Origin of the sequence: Bacillus sp. FJAT-22090, assembly GCF_007676755.1 — a bacterium.
In the GTDB taxonomy this organism is placed as follows: domain Bacteria; phylum Bacillota; class Bacilli; order Bacillales_A; family Planococcaceae; genus Psychrobacillus.
Genome location: NZ_VEBK01000001.1, coordinates 153,745 through 171,595, shown reverse-complemented (window position 1 = coordinate 171,595; position 17,851 = coordinate 153,745). Strand labels below are relative to the sequence as shown.

Sequence of the window (17,851 nt, the reverse complement as noted above, 5' to 3'; positions counted from 1 at the left end):
AGTGAAACAATTGCCAATTGTCCACCATAAAAAAGTTTTAGTATTAGGTCTTGCGAAAAGTGGAACGGCCGCAGCGGAAATTTTACATGATTTAGGGGCTTTTGTAACAGTAAATGATGCAAAGCCCTTCGATCAAAATGAAAACGCTCAGTATCTTCTTTCAAAAGGACTAACAGTTATTTGCGGAAGTCACCCGGAAGATCTTTTAGATGAAGGATTCAGCCTTATCGTAAAAAATCCGGGTATTCCATATACAAACTCTGTTATTAAAGAAGCGAAAAGAAGAGGTATACCAGTTTGGACAGAGGTGGAGCTTGCATATCGAATTAGTGATGCACCGATGATTGGCATCACGGGATCGAATGGGAAAACGACAACCACGACATTAATCTTTGAAATGCTTAACGGAGGAGAAAAACATCCATTAATCGCGGGTAATATAGGAACCGTTGCGAGCAGTGTTGCCAAAGAAGCTACAAATGACAATACGATTGTAATGGAGCTTTCATCTTTCCAGCTAATGGGAACAGAACAATTAAAACCGAAAATTGCGTTGTTAATGAATTTGTATGAGGCTCATTTAGATTATCATGCTGATTTCCAAGAATATACTGATGCGAAATTTAATATTACAAAGCGACAAGATGAATCGGACTGGTTTATTTATAACGGCGAACAACAAATAGTGATAGATTATGCGAAAAAGAGTAAGGCGAAGAAAGTACCGTTTTATGTAAGTCAGAAGACGGAAGATGGTATAAGTGCCGACAATCAATTTGTCTATTGGAACGGTGAAAAATTATACGACCGCGCTATAATTGCGCTTAGAGGCAAACATAATTTAGAAAATGTATTAGCGGCGACTGCAGCAGCTCTATTAATGGGGTGTTCCTTAGAAAATATAACGGAAGTTCTCTCTAGTTTTCATGGAGTCAAACATCGCACTCAATTTATTCGGGAGTGGAAAAATAGAAAGTTTTATAATGACTCTAAAGCAACAAATGCACTAGCAACCAAAAGTGCATTGGAAGGTTTTTCAGAGCCGATTATTTTAATCGCTGGTGGAGTTGATAGAGGCCATTCGTTTGATGAATTAATCCCTTATTTACACAATGTGAAAGCTCTAATTCACTATGGGGAAACAGCAGAACGTTTTCAAAAGTTTGGAGAGCAACATTCCATTCCTCTTGTCCTTCGAGTAAGTAATTTAACAGAAGCTATTGAAGAAGGTGTAAAAGCTTCTAACGAGGGTGATATAGTGCTATTATCTCCGGCCTGCGCGAGCTGGGATCAATACGCAAGTTTTGAACTACGTGGCGACGAGTTTATAGAAAAAGTATTAGCTTTGACTTAAAGCAACAGACATATTTCGGAAGAGTATGGAAAGGATGAAATAATCGGAAGATAAAAGAAAATTATTATTCGTCTCGTCTGTCCTTTTTTTATCTGTTATTGGAATTTTATTTGTACATTCTGCAGGTTCATACTGGAGTGAAGTACATTATAAAGGACAATTGCCATTTGCATTTAAACAAGCAAGTTATTTAATCGTAGGTATTGCATTAGCCTTTTTTATACGAAATAAAGGTCTAATCCGTTTACCAATATTTTGGCAAGGTTTATATTTACTATCTGTCGTATTATTAATAGGTGTGTTAATTCCTGGGATAGGTGTAGTACGAAATGGTTCTCAAAGTTGGATTCCGCTAGGTTTTATGAATTTTCAGCCAGCCGAGCTTGCTAAAATAGCTGTGTTGGGTGTGTTAGCGAATTCATTGGCTGATGACAAGAAGTCAAAACGAAAAGTTTATGTGAGAAGTGCGATATTGCTATTAATACCAATTAGTCTGATTATGCTCCAACCAGACTTTGGATCTGCTTTTGTATTAGTTGTTGCTGTTTTCTTTTTATTGTTTGCGGCTGGGCTGCCTTTAAAGTTTTTTGCCGCAATTGGATCCACTGGTGTAATTGCTTTTGTAATTTTAATCGTCTCTGCGCCGTATAGACTTGTCCGAATCCAGGCTTTCCTAGATCCATGGAAGGATCCGTTAGGTTCAGGTTTTCAAGCGATTCAATCACTACTAGCTATAGGGCCAGCTGGTTTGTTCGGTTTTGGGTATGGTAATAGTAGACAAAAGTTTTTATATTTACCGGAGCCACAAAATGATTTTATTTTTTCGATTCTTCTTGAAGAGACGGGTTTTATCGGCGGTTTAATCGTTATATGTGCTTTTTTAACGTTTTTTACGACAAGTTTCATGATGGCTGCTCGGACGAAGACGAGGGAAGCCCAGCTTATGATTATTGGATTTACCTCTTTATTGGCAGTACAAACATTTTTAAATATGGGGGTTGTTACTGGATTGCTCCCTGTAACAGGCGTTACTTTACCATTTATAAGCTATGGAGGGTCATCCTTAGTAATGACGTGGATTATTATTGGGATAATATTCAATTTATCAAATGTATCTTTAAACGAAGGGAGGCGGTAGAATGGAAAAAATCATTGATATAGAAGATCGCATACCAACTTTAAAAGAACGCAGAAGACGAAGAACAAATAAAAAATTTTCCATTCTACTTTTTCTCTTCGTCTCCACGTTACTCGTGGTTCTCTATTTTCAATCTTCCTATAGCCAAGTACAGACAATAGAGCTTACAGGTGCAGTGCTTATGCCAGAAGAAAAGTACATCGAGCAGAGTACATTGAAACTAGGCGATTCGATGTGGGGCTTTAGGGAGAAGAACATTGAAAAAATAATAGAACAAAATGAGTGGGTAAAGTCTGCAAAAGTTACTCGCAACTGGTTAACAGAAGTACATATGCAAGTAGAAGAATACAAACAAATAGGGTACGTGGAAGATGGCGAAACGCTTCATATTATTTTAGAGAATGGAAAGATTATTAAAACAGATGGACAAGTATTACCATTGGATGGTCCAATTTTTGCCGGTTTTGATGATGAAAAAATTCGTTTAAGATTAATAAAGGAATTAACTGATTTACACCCAGAAGTGCTGTTAACTATATCGCAAATCACCTATACTCCCAGTGAGAATGACGCGTACTCTATTCGGGTTTACATGAATGATGGCAATGAGATAAAAGCTATTATTCCATCGTTTTCTGAGAAAATGAACTTTTATCCTTCTATCGTGTCACAGCTTGATCCGGATATAAAAGGCATTATAGACTTGGAAGTTGGCTCGTTTTTTCAACCATATGTAGAAGTATATAGTGAACAAACAGATGAGGAGGCGATGGAGGTTGAAGAAGAACAACAAACTCCTTAAGATTCCTTTTCGTGGTCGAATACTTATCTCCATTGTAAGCTTAGTTTTGGGATTTATACTTGCTTATTCCTATAGTGTATCTGTTGAAAATGAAGAAAAAAAAAGTACTACTAGTGCAAGCTTCCAAGAACAAGAAAAATATAGGGAAGATTTAATCGAACAAAAAGAAAGAAATAAGGAACTAACCGAAGAAATAAATGAAAAACAGTTAGAAATTCGTGAATTTGAACAATCATTTATCAATAGTGAAGAAAGTGTAGAAGAATTAGTAAAAGAAGCAGAAAAGCTAAGATTATTAATTGGAGACATTCCGTCTCAAGGAAAAGGAATAGCTGTTTCTTTAGAAGATGGGGCATATAATCCTTCACAAGAAAATCCTAATGATTATATCGTGCATGAAAGCCACGTTTTTAAAGTGATAAATGAGTTAAAAATCTCCGGTGCAGAAGCGATTTCAATAAATGGACAAAGACTTCGGGCGAATTCATTTATCCGATGTACAGGCCCTGTAATAACGGTTGACGGTAAGACTTTCCCCGCCCCGTTCACTATTGAAGCAGTTGGCGACCCATCCGTTTTGCTTGCATCTGTCAACTTAGGGGGAGGGGTAGTAGATCAGTTAACAAGTGACAATATTATTGTCACTGTCGAAGAAAAAGGAAAAATAGTAATGCCAGCTCTACGTGATGACAAAAACTAACAAAAACAGAGGGGGCCGAATAATGAAGAAAACCGTCTATATTCGGTTTACAATCATTTTGTTGATTGTTGGTTTTATGTTAGCAGTACAATATAACACCGTTCAAAATCCTGAAATGAGAGACACCAGAGATATATGGGCAATTCGTCAAGAGCTTGCAAAAGAAGCGGAACTGCATTCTGAGTTATTATCGGAAGTACGTACATTAGAGCTGACAATTGGTAAATACAAAAATATGATGAATGATAGTCCGGAAATTGCGTTAAATGATACAGTAGAACTATTAAAAAAAGAGATTGGATTAGAGGATTTTAATGGACCAGGACTTACAATTAATGTGGAACCATCCCTAGAAAGCATAGCAATAGGACAATCTATAGACGGTATTTCTCCCGATTTATTAATTCGATTGATCAATGAAATTAATCGATTTAAAGCGAGAGTAGTGGATATTGATGGCAAACGTATTATCTATTCTTCTGCAATAAGAGATGTTAACGGGAAAACAACAGTCAATAATTTGGCCATACGAAATGCTCCTTTTACGATAAAAATAGGGACATCTTCGTTTGAAGATGCTAAAAAAATGTATAATCAGTTAGAGGCATCTGCAATTGGCGACGATTTTTATATAGATAATTTGAGATTAGAAATTGGTGATCCAGTAAATAATCTTTCTATATCAGGATATGATCAATCAGTAAACAAACAATTTTTGCAGGAAATTCCGGGAGGAGAGTAACATATGTGGCTACCATTACTAGGTTTAATACTCGGAATTTCGCTTGGCCTTTTAACAGATATTCAAATTCCAGAGATATATGAAAGCTACCTTTCTATTGCTGTGTTAGCTGCTTTAGATACGCTTTTTGGAGGAATCAGAGCCCAACTGCAGCATGTATACGATGATAAGGTTTTTGTAACCGGGTTTTTCTTCAATATTGGCCTTGCAGCAGCACTCGCTTTTTTAGGGGTACATCTGGGAGTAGATTTATATTTAGCAGCCATTTTTGCATTTGGTGTCCGGTTATTCCAAAATATAGCAGTGATACGTCGGATATTATTGACAAAATGGTCGGAAAGAAAAAAATCATGATTAGTAAACAGGAAAAATTTGAATATTTAACTATTTCATTAGAAAAATTTAGACTTTATAAGGTTTTTACAATAGAATAATAGTTAAAGAATAAAATAGGAGGTGCCATGGGTGAATCAATCAGAATTGTACGTATCATTAGATATCGGGTCGTCTTCGATTAAAGTTTTGATCGGAGAAATGAATGATGACTCGCTGCATGTAATAGGTGTAGGAAATGTAAAATCAAATGGAATCCGAAAGGGCACCATTGTTGATATAGACGCAACTGTACAGTCTATTAAAAAAGCGGTAACTGAAGCTGAAAGAATGATAGGGATGTCTATCGATGAAATCGTTTTAGGTGTTCCAGCAAATTTGGCCAATATACAAAACGTTAAAGGCGTAGTAGCTGTGAATAGGGAAGATAGAGAGATTACAGATGGAGACTTAGCCAGAGTCATTGAATCCGCGCAAGTAATGTCCATTCCTCCAGAAAGAGAACTGATCAATATTGCACCGAAGCAGTTCATCGTGGATCATCTGGAGGAAATAAAAGATCCGCGTGGCATGATAGGAACTCGTCTTGAGTTGGACGGGATTATGATGACCACATCGAAAACAATTTTACATAATGTATTGCGGTGTGTAGAAAGAGCCGGTCTGCAGATTCGAGAAATATATTTGCAGCCACTAGCTGGTGGTCATTTTGCCCTAACGGAAGATGAGAAAAACCATGGTACTGCTTTTATTGATATAGGTGGGGGTTCTACAACGATTGCCATTTTCAATGAAGGGCATTTGATCAAGACATCGGTAATCCCTGTTGGAGGAGATCATATAACAAAGGACTTGTCCATTGTATTGAAAACCCCTTCTGAACAAGCTGAAATGATCAAGCTAAAATATGGACATGCTTTTTATGACGATGCTTCTGACGATGAACTTTTTGAAGTGCCAGTAATCGGAGCGGATATGAAAGAACAATATTCTCAACGTTATATAGCAGAGATAATTGGGGTTCGTTTAGAGGAATTATTTGAACTAGTATTAGAAGAGTTCTATCATATGGGACTCCAAGACTTGCCTGGTGGTGTAGTGATCACTGGAGGGGTTTCTAAACTGGAAGGCATAGGACAGTTAGCGAGACATATTTTACAAACGAGGGTAAGATTGTACACACCGGATTATATTGGTGTTCGGGAGCCACAATATACAACTGCTGTTGGCCTTATAAGATATGCCTATAAAGAAGATCTTTTCTATGGTAAAATTGGTAGTAGCCAAGCTTTATCGCAAATGGCTAGTAGTGAAGCAGACATAGTTCCTAAAAAACAAAAACAGACTGCTCAAAATTCGACAAATGAAAACAAAGTAAGTGCAATGTCAAAAGCCAAGAAGTTTTTCGACAAGTTTTTTGAATAACAAACCTTTATCATAGTTGAAAGAATATAGGAGGCAATAGCATGTTAGAATTTGAAACAAATGAGGATCAACTAGCCGTTATTAAAGTTATTGGAGTAGGTGGCGGCGGTAACAATGCAGTAAATCGAATGATTGAACATGGAGTTCAAGGTGTAGATTTTATTGCCGTAAATACGGATGCACAAGCCCTAAAAATGTCTCAAGCTGAAGTAAAACTACAAATTGGTGGCAAATTAACTCGTGGGTTAGGAGCAGGTGCAAACCCAGAAGTTGGTAAAAAAGCTGCAGAAGAAAGTAAAGAACTTATTGAAGAAGCTTTAAAAGGAGCGGACATGGTTTTTGTCACAGCTGGAATGGGTGGAGGTACTGGGACTGGTGCAGCTCCTGTAATTGCTCAAATTGCTCGTGATTTAGGAGCACTAACAGTTGGGGTGGTAACTCGTCCTTTCACTTTTGAAGGTCGTAAGCGTTCAACACAGGCAGTCGGCGGTATTGGTATGATGAAGGAAGCAGTTGATACATTAATCGTTATACCAAACGATCGCTTGCTAGAAATTGTAGATAAAAACACGCCAATGCTAGAAGCATTTAGAGAAGCAGATAATGTTTTAAGACAAGGGGTTCAAGGTATTTCGGATTTAATCGCTGTACCAGGACTTATCAATCTTGACTTTGCCGATGTAAAAACAATTATGTCTGACAAAGGTGCAGCTCTTATGGGGATTGGAATATCTTCGGGAGAGAATCGTGCAGCTGAAGCAGCGAAAAAAGCAATTTCCAGCCCACTTCTTGAAACATCGATTGACGGGGCTACAGGAGTGCTAATGAATATTACAGGTGGATCAAATCTAAGTCTATTTGAAGTCCAAGAAGCTGCTGATATTGTTGCCTCTGCTTCTGATGAAGAAGTGAATATGATTTTCGGTTCAGTTATCAATGATAATTTGAAGGATGAAATTGTCGTTACTGTAATAGCAACCGGATTTAACGAAGAGCTTATTATGCAAAAGCAGCCTAGAAATACTGGATTTGGAGGAAGCAGAACACAACAAGCTACTCCGAACGCTCCAATCCGTGAACAGCGTAAAGAAGAAATACAACAACCTGTGCAACATGAAAGAGAACGACAAGTGCCTAATCATTCACAAGAAGATGCACTAGATATCCCAACGTTCCTAAGAAATCGTCAACGTAGATAATGTATACTAAAGATGAAGCTATCTCCAAATTCGACTCATATCGAATGGGAGATAGCTTTTTTATTTTGCAATATGTTGAAAGGCACTTATTGGAGGATAATACGTTTTAGTTAGTGTCCGCTAGGATTTCCGCTGCAGGGTGGACGCTTTTAGCGGGGTGAGCAATGAGCCTTCACCGTCTGCTTACGCGGCCGCCTATGAAGTCTCATCTGTCTCACTTAATCCAGCTTGAGTCGCCGCTCTTTCGCTCCAATCCATCAAAATTGCTAACTAAAATAGCCAATTACTCAACGTTTACTGTGAATTAATTCCATTTTATAAATTTGGTTGCTCTCGAGGATGAATTGGTTGCTTTCCGGGGTAATCTAGTTGCTCTCGGCATCGAATTAGTTGCTCTCCATAACAATTCTGTTGCGCTAAGCCATTTATTGGATACGTTAATGGGAAAACCACTCTGTAATAGTTGGATTTAGGGCGGCAGCTTGAGACTCATACGGGAAAAGTATTAGCCGAAGATCCGCTAGCTATGTGAGGAGGCAAAGGGAATTGGATGTTTCTATACGAAAAAAAGGGATGACTTTATCAGCGAGCCGATACTGAAAAGAAAGCATATTCTTTGATTTTCTCCACATGCGGCGACTCCTGTCGAGCCAACAAGATGTTGGTCACGAAGGCGTTGCCACACGATGTGGCGATCTTAGCCTTTGTTCCGCTGTGGGCAAATGGGACAACCCAACGACGTTTAAGCGGCGGGGGTGGCTCATCGCTCACCCGGCGGAAAGCGTCCGAAAGCAGAGAAAATCATAGCGGTCACTAGTCAGCGTATTAAGACGCATTATCTCTATTTCGTTAACTATCCTTATTAAGGGTAGTTTTTTTGATGTTTTTTTTGTCGTTAAAAAAGCCGCTTTTCGAGCGTTCTTTTGACAAATTTCTTGGAAATTACATGCTACCATTTAGAAAAAAGGAGGGAGAATCATGTACGCGGAAGTCATGATTGCAACTAATACTTTTTTCAACTATACCGTGTTAGCGTTTGCGAACAAAATTGGATGGATTGAAAACCAAAAAAGATATTTGTTCCTTTCAGCTTTTATTGCTGGAGTGATTACAGTCATTTTCTCTCAACATGTAAGTACGGTATTTTTTTCTTTTTTTATTATGATCGGCGTTGCATTTTGGAAAAAACGTACACAAATTGGAAAAGCTATTATATTGACTTTACTTGCCAGCGTTTTTGCAGGGGGATTATTAACAGCAATAGCGCCAATGTACAATAACAGTAGTAATTTATTTATGATTATCAATTTCGCATTAATCGTCACAGGAGGGTTATATTTCTTAACAAAAAAAGTATTACATCTGAATATTGCACATTCAGAAAGAGAATTATTATTTTCATCAAATATTACCTTATTTGGTGAATCAAAAGAGTTAACCCTCTTTATTGACTCGGGCAATGTATGTAAAGAGCCACTTTCGAATGATCCAGTACATTTTGTAGCTGCGGAAGTGTTACAAGATGTACTACCCAATACACTGTTTCAAGCTATAAGCAATTGGGAATTCGAAAAAGACAAAGGATTGGACAAACTCTCCAAAGAATATGCCACTAAATTACGATTAATACCAATTTCAACAATTCAAAAAGAGAAGGCTTGGGTTATTGGTATAAAGTATGATCAATGGATTGTAAACGATCTACCTTTACCGAAAGGATATATTGTTATGACGAGAGTAAAAGATAAGTTTCCCCACGGAGCTGATGGAATATTACATAGCTCCTCTTACTTCCATTTAAAGAAAAGGAGTGTTAGATAATGCTGTTGAAGTTATTACGTCGAATATATTACTGGCTTTTATCTTTTAGAAGAAGCGGAGTCCATTATATTGGTGGAAATGAATCTCTCCCCAAACCACTTTCGAGAGAAGAAGAACGTGAAATGTTATTAGCATTTATGGATGGCGATGAGTATGCAAGAGATGTTCTGATCGAACGAAACCTAAGACTCGTCGTTTATATCGCAAGAAGGTTCGATCAAACGAATACGAATATAGAGGATCTAATCAGTATTGGATCAATTGGTCTTATCAAAGCTGTGGAAACATTTAATTTAGATAAAGGAATTAAACTAGCAACATACGCTTCTAGATGTATTGAAAATGAAATATTAATGCATTTACGAAAAACAAATCGAATGAAATCAGAAGTTTCTTTCGACGAGCCATTAAATTCAGATTCCGATGGTAATGAACTTCTTCTTTCGGATATATTAGGGACTAGCGAAGATTTAATTATTGAAGATGTTGAAAAAAAATTGGAACGGCAACATGTTTTTGAAGCAATTAATTTACTTGGAAATCGTGAAAAGTATATTATGCAATGTCGTTTCGGATTGAATGGAAAAGAAGAAATGACTCAAAAAGAAGTGGCGGACCATCTAGGTATTTCACAGTCCTATATATCTCGCTTAGAAAAGAAAATAATTTTAGACTTAAAAGAGCTGTTAAATGAGCCTATTGCTTAATGGGTGAAATTGGATGAGGTTCACCTCGAATAATCTTCTCACTCCCGGACAAACTGATTAAGAACTAACTAAAAAGTCCGGAGGAAGATCTATGACGAGAACAAAAGTTGAATTATGCGGCATTGATACATCTAAGCTTCCTTTACTTTCCCATGAACAAATGAAAGCATTATTTATCAGGTTACAAGCAGGAGAAGAGTCAGTCAAAGATGAGCTAGTAATGTGTAATTTAAGGCTAGTTTTAAGTCTTGTTCAACGATTTGCATATCGTGGTGAACAAGCGGATGACCTATTTCAGGTCGGTTGTATCGGGCTTATAAAGTCCATCGAGAATTTTGATTTGAAGCATAACGTTCGTTTTTCCACGTATGCTGTCCCTATGATTATCGGTGAGATAAAAAGACATTTACGCGATCATCACTCTGTGCGAGTTTCTAGATCGTTAAGAGATATTGCATATAAAGCGATGAAAGCAAAAGAACAATATATTAATGAACATCTCCAAGAGCCCACGCTGGATGATTTATCGAAAGTATTAGACATATCAGTTGAAGATATATTACTTGCTTTAGATGCAATTCAGGATCCGGTTTCTCTCCAAGAACCTATTTTTAGTGATGGAGGAGATGCTATCTATATGATGGACCAATTATGTGATAATGATGTATCTGAAGAACAATGGGTTACGTATTTTACAGTAAAAGAAAGTTTCCAAAATCTAGATTCTCGACAGAAGAAAATATTAACAAAAAGAATTTACTACGGAGCTACACAAACAGAGATTGCGATGGATTTAGGATTATCACAAGCACAAATCTCTAGATTGGAAAAAAGTGCATTATCTACTATTCAGAGTCAATTGAATCCAAAAGTATAATTTTATCGATCGTCGGCACGCTTTAAACGCTTTTTCTGAAAAGAGGAAGCGTTTTTTTCATTTTCGTTCATATAATGAGTAAAGAGGAGGATGACTATGAAGTTTTCAGATGCACAGCAAAAAGAAGTAATTGAAGCCAATAGTGGGCAATTATTAGGTTTTATAGTGGATGCGGAAATTGACAAAGAAAGTGGGCATATCATTTCTTTTATAGTAGAAACAAATGGGGCTTACCCGACATTTTTCGGGAAAAAAAGGGAAACGAAAAAAATTTCTGTACAAAATATAGCTATAATTGGAAAAGATGTAATAATTGTTTCGAAAAACATAGAATAGGCACGTTTCATCATTGATAAAACAGTATTTCATTGATACAATAAACAAAAACAATTGATGAAAAGTTGGTTTTTACATGACAAATGTACAGCAAAATTTAAAACAAATAAAACAGCGTATTCAAGAATCTTGTCTTCGTTCCAATAGGAAAGTGGAAGATGTTACTATTATTGCTGTGACGAAAGAAGTTTCGGTTGATAGAACGAATGAAGTAATAAATACTGGCATTCGCCATTTAGGGGAAAATAGACCGGATGGATTGAAGAAAAAATTAGATGCCATTTCAGACAATGTCAAATGGCATTACATAGGTACTTTACAAACGAGAAAAGTAAAATCTGTTATTAATGAAGTTGATTATGTACATTCTTTAGACCGGATAAGCCTGGCCGAGGAAATTGAAAAAAGAGCAACCTCAACGAAAGATTGCTTTGTACAAGTGAATGTTTCAGAGGAAGAATCGAAACATGGTCTTTCTATTGAGGACGCTGAGTCTTTTATATATGAATTAGAAAATTACTCTCGTATACGTGTCATTGGATTAATGACAATGGCTCCAAATACAGAAGATGATACCATTGTTCGCAATGTTTTTCGTAAGTTAAAAGTGTTACAAGAAAAAATAGCAGACAAGCATTTGTCATATGCCCCTTGCACAGAGTTGTCAATGGGGATGTCTGGAGACTTTGAAATTGCAATAGAAGAAGGAGCTACGTTTGTTAGAATAGGAACAGCATTAGTCGGAAAAGAGAGGGAGGAAGTGAAATGAGCATGAAAGACTGGATGAAAAATTTCTTCTACTTGGACGAAGAAGAAGAGACTTCAGCAGTACAGCAACCAAAACCTCAACAACAACAACGGTCGGTAGAAACTCCTATGAGACAACAGCCCGTTAAGACTTCTGTTAAAGAACGTAAATTTAATACTGCACCTAAAGAAATGTCTGTACCGAATTTAGTAAGTATTCAAAACGTACAAAAATCTTCAAAAGTAATGCTAATTGAACCGCGTGTATATGCAGAAGCACAAGATATTTCTGAACACTTGAAAAGCAAAAAGGCGGTAATTGTTAACTTACAACGTATTGATAAAGACCAAGGAATAAGAATCATCGACTTTTTGAGTGGAACAGTGTACGCTTTAGGTGGAGACATTCAGCGAATTGGTACGGACATTTTCCTTTGTGCACCAGACTCCGTAGAAGTAGCTGGAGCCATTTCAGATTATTATTATAACGATTTAGATTAATAGAGGAGTAAACTACATGACCTTAGTTTTAGTATTGTTAAGTAAATTAGTTGAATACTATACGTATGCATTAATCGTTTATATTTTAATGTCATGGGTACCAAGTATACAGCAATCGAGTTTTGGAAGGTTTCTAGGAAGTATTTGTGAACCATATTTAGAACCATTTCGTAAAATCATTCCGCCTATAGGTATGATTGATATTTCTCCAATTGTCGCAATCTTTGTCTTAAACATTGCACTTAGAGGTATAATATCATTAGCGTTCTTTTTTTAAACCTCACTTCCGTGGGGTTTTTACTATATTTAAGGGGACAATTTTAAATGGAACATGTATTACAGCATTTTAGGAAAGAAGAGCAGCCATTTATAGAACAAGTTGTTAGTATGATGCGCGAGGTGGAGGATAGATATGCTCCTAAGCTAACAGATTTTTTAGATCCAAGACAGCAATTTATCGTTGATTCCATTCGAAGACAATATGACGGAATTGAATCGGGAGCAGAAGGTGCATTAGATCAGTCGGAACGAAAGAGAGTTCTTTTGTATCCTGCTTATTTTGTTCCTACTGTTGAAGACTTTGCACTATCTGTTTGTGAAGTTAAGTATCCGACTAAGTTTATTACGCTTAAGCATAAAGATGTACTAGGTTCAATGATGTCCCTAGGAATTGATCGTAGTAAGTTTGGAGATATTCGTGTTATGAACGGAGCTATCCAATTTGTTGTTGCTTCGGAAGTAATCGATTATGTACAAGCAAATTATACTTCTATAGGTAAAGTAAAAGTACATATAGAAATAGTAGATGAACCAGCTAATTATTTTGAGCAGTCAGAGGAATGGATAACAGATACATTGACTGTAAGTTCGTTACGATTAGATACTGTTATTTCAGCTGTATTTAATATTTCCCGTCAAAAGTCTGCTTCCCTTATTTCTAGTGGGAAAGTGAAAGTTAATTGGGCTGAAAAGGACCAAACGTCTATGGAATTACAGGAATTGGACTTACTTTCTATCCGTGGGTTTGGACGTATTAAGTTATTAATGATAGAAGGAAGAACAAAAAAAGATAAAATTAGACTTCAAATCGGACGCTTTGAGCAAAAAAATTAAATAATCTGTAAAAATGTTCGAATTTTGATGTTTTCACTCTAGTGTAAATGTATAATAGAGGGAAGAATGATAGTTAGTTAAAGGAGATGGAATAGATGCCATTAACACCACTTGATATACATAACAAGGAATTCAGTAAAGGATTTAGAGGTTACAACGAAGATGAAGTAAATGAATTCCTTGATCAAATTATGAAAGATCTCGAAATCTTAATTAAAGAAAAAAAGGATCTTGAAACAAAATTAAAGTCTTCAAGCGAGAAAGTTGGGCATTTTACATCGATTGAAGAGACTCTACATAAGTCTATCGTTGTGGCGCAAGAAGCAGCAGAGGAAGTACGTAGAAATTCACAAAAAGAAGCGAAACTAATCGTAAAAGAAGCAGAAAAAAATGCTGACCGTATTGTCAATGAGGCCTTATCGAAAGCAAGAAGAATTGCTTTAGAAATTGAAGATTTGAAAAAACAATCTAAAGTTTTCCGCAATCGCTTTAAAATGTTAGTAGAAGCGCAATTAGACTTAATCAATACAGATGATTGGAACCATTTAATGGAGTATGATGTGGATACGGCAGGTATTGATAGAATTTCTGCTACAGAGGAATAATACAATTCTTGACTGATTGACTTACATTTCCTATAATAATTTCATATCATATAATTATGCGTTGATAAAGACGTCTAAATTAGATTTAGAACAAGCGACTTGGGGATGGTGAGAGCCCGAGCAATGAATCTTTTTAGATTATCACTTTGGAGCAAGGACACCGAAAAAAATCGGTAAGTGTCCTCGGCTTTTGCCCCGTTACGGCATACTAAGCGGCGATTTTTTTGAAAATCGCAAGTAGGGTGGTACCGCGAGCATAAACTTCTCGTCCCTTTTTGGGATGAGGAGTTTTTTTATTTTATTTTAGGAGGAATTTATAATGGAATACAAAGACACGTTATTAATGCCAAAAACAGATTTCCCAATGCGCGGAAATTTACCAGTGAAAGAATTAGATATTCAAGCAAAATGGGCAGAACAGGATATCTATAAAAAAGTACAAGAAAGAACAGAAGGACGTCCTTTCTTCGTATTACATGATGGTCCTCCATATGCTAATGGTGATCTACATATGGGACATGCATTAAACAAAGTGTTAAAAGATATGATTGTTCGTCATAAATCGATGACTGGCTTCCATGCACCTTACGTTCCAGGTTGGGATACACATGGTCTTCCAATTGAACAAGCGCTTACAAACAAAGGTGTAAAACGTAAAGAATTAACGCTAGCAGAATTCAGAAAGCTTTGTGAGGAATATGCGTATGAACAGATCAACAATCAACGCAATCAATTTAAACGACTTGGTGTTCGCGGGGATTGGGATAATCCTTATGTAACATTGACTCCTAATTTCGAATCTCGTCAAATCGAAGTATTCGGTGCTATGGCTAAAAAAGGATATATTTATAAAGGTTTAAAGCCGGTATATTGGTCGCCTTCAAGTGAATCCGCATTAGCAGAAGCAGAAATTGAATATCAAGACAAAAAATCTCCATCTATCTATGTGAGTTTTGCGGTAACAGAAGGAAAAGGCGTACTAGAAGAAGGTACGAAATTTATCATTTGGACGACAACTCCTTGGACAATTCCTGCAAACTTGGCAATTTCTTTGCATCCTAGAGTGGAATATGCAGTAGTAAATGTGAACGACTCTAATTTTGTCGTTGCAAAAGATCTTGTGGAATCTGTAGCGACAGAATTAGGTTGGGAAGAATATTCAGTGCAACGAACATTAGAAGGAAAAGAGATGGATCGCCTAGTTGCAAAGCATCCACTATATGACCGAGATTCTTTAATCATTTTAGGGGAACATGTTACGACAGAGTCTGGTACAGGTTGTGTTCATACTGCTCCTGGGCACGGTGAAGATGACTTTTATGTTGGTAAAGCATATGGTTTAGATGTTCTTTGTCCTGTAGATGATAGAGGTGTGATGACTGCGGAAGCTCCTGGATTTGAAGGATTATTTTACGATACAGCGAACAAAGCCATTACAGAAGCATTAGATGCTGCAGGTGCCCTAGAAAAACTTACTTTCTTTACGCATTCTTATCCACATGATTGGCGTACAAAGAAACCTGTTATTTATCGTGCTACCCCTCAATGGTTTGCATCAATTGAAGCTTTTAGAGACCAATTATTACAAGCGGTAAGAGATACAAAATTCACACCTGCTTGGGGTGAAACAAGACTTTATAATATGCTTCGTGATCGTGGCGATTGGTGTATTTCACGTCAACGTGTATGGGGTGTACCAATTCCTGTGTTTTATGCAGAAGACGGTGAACCAATCTTGACGGAAGAAACAATCTCACATGTATCCCAATTATTCCGTGAGCATGGATCGAATATTTGGTTTGAAAAAGAAGCGAAAGAATTATTACCGGAAGGATTTACTCATCCAAGAAGCCCAAATGGTATCTTCTCTAAAGAGACAGATATTATGGACGTTTGGTTTGACTCAGGATCTACCCATCAAGGTGTTTTAGTAGAACGAGATGATCTAGTATTCCCTGCAGATTTGTATTTAGAAGGATCAGATCAATATCGCGGGTGGTTCAACTCTTCTTTGATCACTAGTACAGCTATGTTCGGTCATGCACCTTATAAAGGACTGTTAAGCCACGGATTCACGCTTGATGGAGAAGGCCGTAAAATGAGTAAGTCTCTAGGGAATGTTATTGTTCCTTCTAAAGTGATGAACCAACTTGGAGCAGATATTGTTCGCCTATGGGTAGCTTCTGTTGACTATACAGCGGATGTACGTGTTTCCGATGCAATCTTTAAACAAGTGACAGAAGTATATCGTAAAATTCGCAATACTTTCCGTTTCTTACACGGAAATATTAGTGATTTCCACCCAGTGAATAATCGTGTAGAATTTAAAAATCTTCGTGAAGTAGATCAATATATGTATATGAAACTTCAGGAAGTTATTAAAACAGTAAGAGCTGCTTATGAACGATACGATTTCGCAAGTGTATATCATGCTGTGAACAACTTCGTTTCAGGGGAATTAAGCTCGTTCTATTTAGATATCGCAAAAGACGTTGTATATATTTATGGAGCTGACCATAAAGACCGTCGTGCGATGCAAACAGTTATGTATGATACACTTCTTTCACTATTAAAATTAATGACGCCAATCTTGCCGCATACAGCTGATGAGCTTTGGGCGTATTTGGAACATGAGACAGAGGAAAGCATTCAATTAACAGATATGCCAGAGCCTGTAGCTTATCCGGAATATGAAACGTTAGCACCAAAATGGTCAAAAATCATGGAGTTACGTGATGATGTGTTAAAAGCGTTAGAAGAAGCACGTAATGCTAAAACAATTGGTAAATCTCTTGAAGCAAAAGTAACTTTATATGTGAAGGATGACTATCAATCCCTATTTGAAACGGAGTCAATCGATTTTGCCCAATTGTTTATCGTTTCTCAATTTGTATTAGGTGGTGCACCTTCTGAAGCTGCTGAAAATAGCCTAGTCTTGGAACATGCCTCAGTGTTAGTTGAAAAAGCAGATGGGGAAAAATGTGAACGTTGTTGGACAATTTCCGAAACAGTAGGAGCAAATGCAAAACACTCTTCATTATGTGTTCGCTGTGCGGATGTTGTAGAAGAAAATTACATGTAATATGGAATAATTGAACGTGGCCCTTCTTTGCAGGGCCACGTTTCTTTATGTTTTGTTAAGCGATATATGTAGGCAGCTTTGTCTTAAAAATAGAATAAAGTCATTATAGCGATAATGCGTCTTAAGGGAGTGACCGCTATGATTTTCGCAGCAGTCGGACGCTTTCCGCCGGGTGAGCGATGAGCCATTCCCTTCCGCTTGCGCGTTCGTTGGAATGGCTCATTTGCCCACAGCGGAACAAAGGCTAAGATCGCCACATCGTGTGGCAACGCCTTCGTGACCAACATCTTGTTGGCCTCGGCAGGAGTCGCCGCCTACTACGAAAATCAATGGAAAACGGCTTGCTTCCTCAACACTGATTTTCAAAAA

17 protein-coding genes, 1 pseudogene and 1 other annotated feature are annotated in these 17,851 nt (G+C 37.2%); all 18 genes and pseudogenes read left to right on the top strand.

What is annotated here, in order from left to right:
• Nucleotide 1 precedes the first annotated feature (1 nt).
• A complete protein-coding gene (murD, locus tag FS486_RS00845) occupies nt 2-1,354 on the top strand; it encodes a UDP-N-acetylmuramoyl-L-alanine--D-glutamate ligase (protein ID WP_144509361.1) in 1,353 nt (450 codons plus the stop codon).
• Between the two features lie 82 nt (nt 1,355-1,436).
• A pseudogene (locus FS486_RS00840) lies at nt 1,437-2,492 on the top strand (FtsW/RodA/SpoVE family cell cycle protein); the annotation flags it as partial.
• Nucleotide 2,493: 1 nt separating this feature from the next.
• Entirely contained in the window at nt 2,494-3,294 is an 801-nt protein-coding gene (locus FS486_RS00835) for a cell division protein FtsQ/DivIB (protein WP_144509359.1), read from the top strand.
• Nucleotides 3,269-3,994, top strand: a complete 726-nt coding sequence (locus tag FS486_RS00830; protein ID WP_260857984.1) for a DUF881 domain-containing protein — start codon at nt 3,269-3,271, stop codon at nt 3,992-3,994. The genes FS486_RS00835 and FS486_RS00830 overlap by 26 nt, the downstream gene beginning before the upstream one ends.
• A gap of 22 nt (nt 3,995-4,016) precedes the next feature.
• The gene (locus FS486_RS00825; protein WP_144509357.1) at nt 4,017-4,736 is read left to right on the top strand and encodes a DUF881 domain-containing protein; all 720 of its coding nucleotides are present in this window, start codon (nt 4,017-4,019) and stop codon (nt 4,734-4,736) included.
• 3 nt (nt 4,737-4,739) lie between these two features.
• Nucleotides 4,740-5,090, top strand: coding sequence for a small basic family protein (locus FS486_RS00820; RefSeq protein WP_144509356.1), 351 nt, complete (start codon nt 4,740-4,742; stop codon nt 5,088-5,090).
• Nucleotides 5,091-5,201: 111 nt separating this feature from the next.
• A complete protein-coding gene (ftsA, locus tag FS486_RS00815) occupies nt 5,202-6,494 on the top strand; it encodes a cell division protein FtsA (RefSeq protein ID WP_144509355.1) in 1,293 nt (430 codons plus the stop codon).
• Nucleotides 6,495-6,535: 41 nt separating this feature from the next.
• Nucleotides 6,536-7,693, top strand: coding sequence for a cell division protein FtsZ (gene ftsZ / locus FS486_RS00810; protein WP_144509354.1), 1,158 nt, complete (start codon nt 6,536-6,538; stop codon nt 7,691-7,693).
• 978 nt (nt 7,694-8,671) lie between these two features.
• Entirely contained in the window at nt 8,672-9,514 is an 843-nt protein-coding gene (locus FS486_RS00805; protein WP_144509353.1) for a sigma-E processing peptidase SpoIIGA, read from the top strand.
• The gene (sigE, locus tag FS486_RS00800; RefSeq protein ID WP_144509352.1) at nt 9,514-10,221 is read left to right on the top strand and encodes an RNA polymerase sporulation sigma factor SigE; all 708 of its coding nucleotides are present in this window, start codon (nt 9,514-9,516) and stop codon (nt 10,219-10,221) included. Before FS486_RS00805 ends, sigE begins: the two co-directional genes overlap by 1 nt.
• A gap of 91 nt (nt 10,222-10,312) precedes the next feature.
• Nucleotides 10,313-11,098 (top strand): RNA polymerase sporulation sigma factor SigG, encoded by a 786-nt coding sequence (gene sigG / locus FS486_RS00795; RefSeq protein WP_144509351.1) that lies wholly within the window; start codon nt 10,313-10,315, stop codon nt 11,096-11,098.
• Between the two features lie 96 nt (nt 11,099-11,194).
• Nucleotides 11,195-11,434, top strand: a complete 240-nt coding sequence (locus tag FS486_RS00790; RefSeq protein WP_186321279.1) for a PRC-barrel domain-containing protein — start codon at nt 11,195-11,197, stop codon at nt 11,432-11,434.
• A 76-nt stretch (nt 11,435-11,510) separates the two neighbouring features.
• Complete coding sequence (locus FS486_RS00785; RefSeq protein ID WP_144509349.1) at nt 11,511-12,203, top strand: YggS family pyridoxal phosphate-dependent enzyme; 693 nt, start codon at nt 11,511-11,513, stop codon at nt 12,201-12,203.
• Nucleotides 12,200-12,682: a cell division protein SepF gene (locus FS486_RS00780; protein ID WP_144509348.1), complete on the top strand. Its 483-nt coding sequence runs from the start codon at nt 12,200-12,202 to the stop codon at nt 12,680-12,682. Before FS486_RS00785 ends, FS486_RS00780 begins: the two co-directional genes overlap by 4 nt.
• A gap of 16 nt (nt 12,683-12,698) precedes the next feature.
• Entirely contained in the window at nt 12,699-12,959 is a 261-nt protein-coding gene (locus tag FS486_RS00775) for a YggT family protein (protein WP_144509347.1), read from the top strand.
• Nucleotides 12,960-13,006: 47 nt separating this feature from the next.
• Nucleotides 13,007-13,795, top strand: a complete 789-nt coding sequence (locus FS486_RS00770) for a YlmH family RNA-binding protein (RefSeq protein WP_144509346.1) — start codon at nt 13,007-13,009, stop codon at nt 13,793-13,795.
• 95 nt (nt 13,796-13,890) lie between these two features.
• Nucleotides 13,891-14,400 (top strand): DivIVA domain-containing protein, encoded by a 510-nt coding sequence (locus FS486_RS00765; RefSeq protein WP_144509345.1) that lies wholly within the window; start codon nt 13,891-13,893, stop codon nt 14,398-14,400.
• 52 nt (nt 14,401-14,452) lie between these two features.
• Nucleotides 14,453-14,676 (top strand) — a binding site (T-box leader).
• Between the two features lie 43 nt (nt 14,677-14,719).
• A complete protein-coding gene (gene ileS, locus FS486_RS00760; RefSeq protein WP_144509344.1) occupies nt 14,720-17,482 on the top strand; it encodes an isoleucine--tRNA ligase in 2,763 nt (920 codons plus the stop codon).
• Nucleotides 17,483-17,851: the final 369 nt, after the last annotated feature.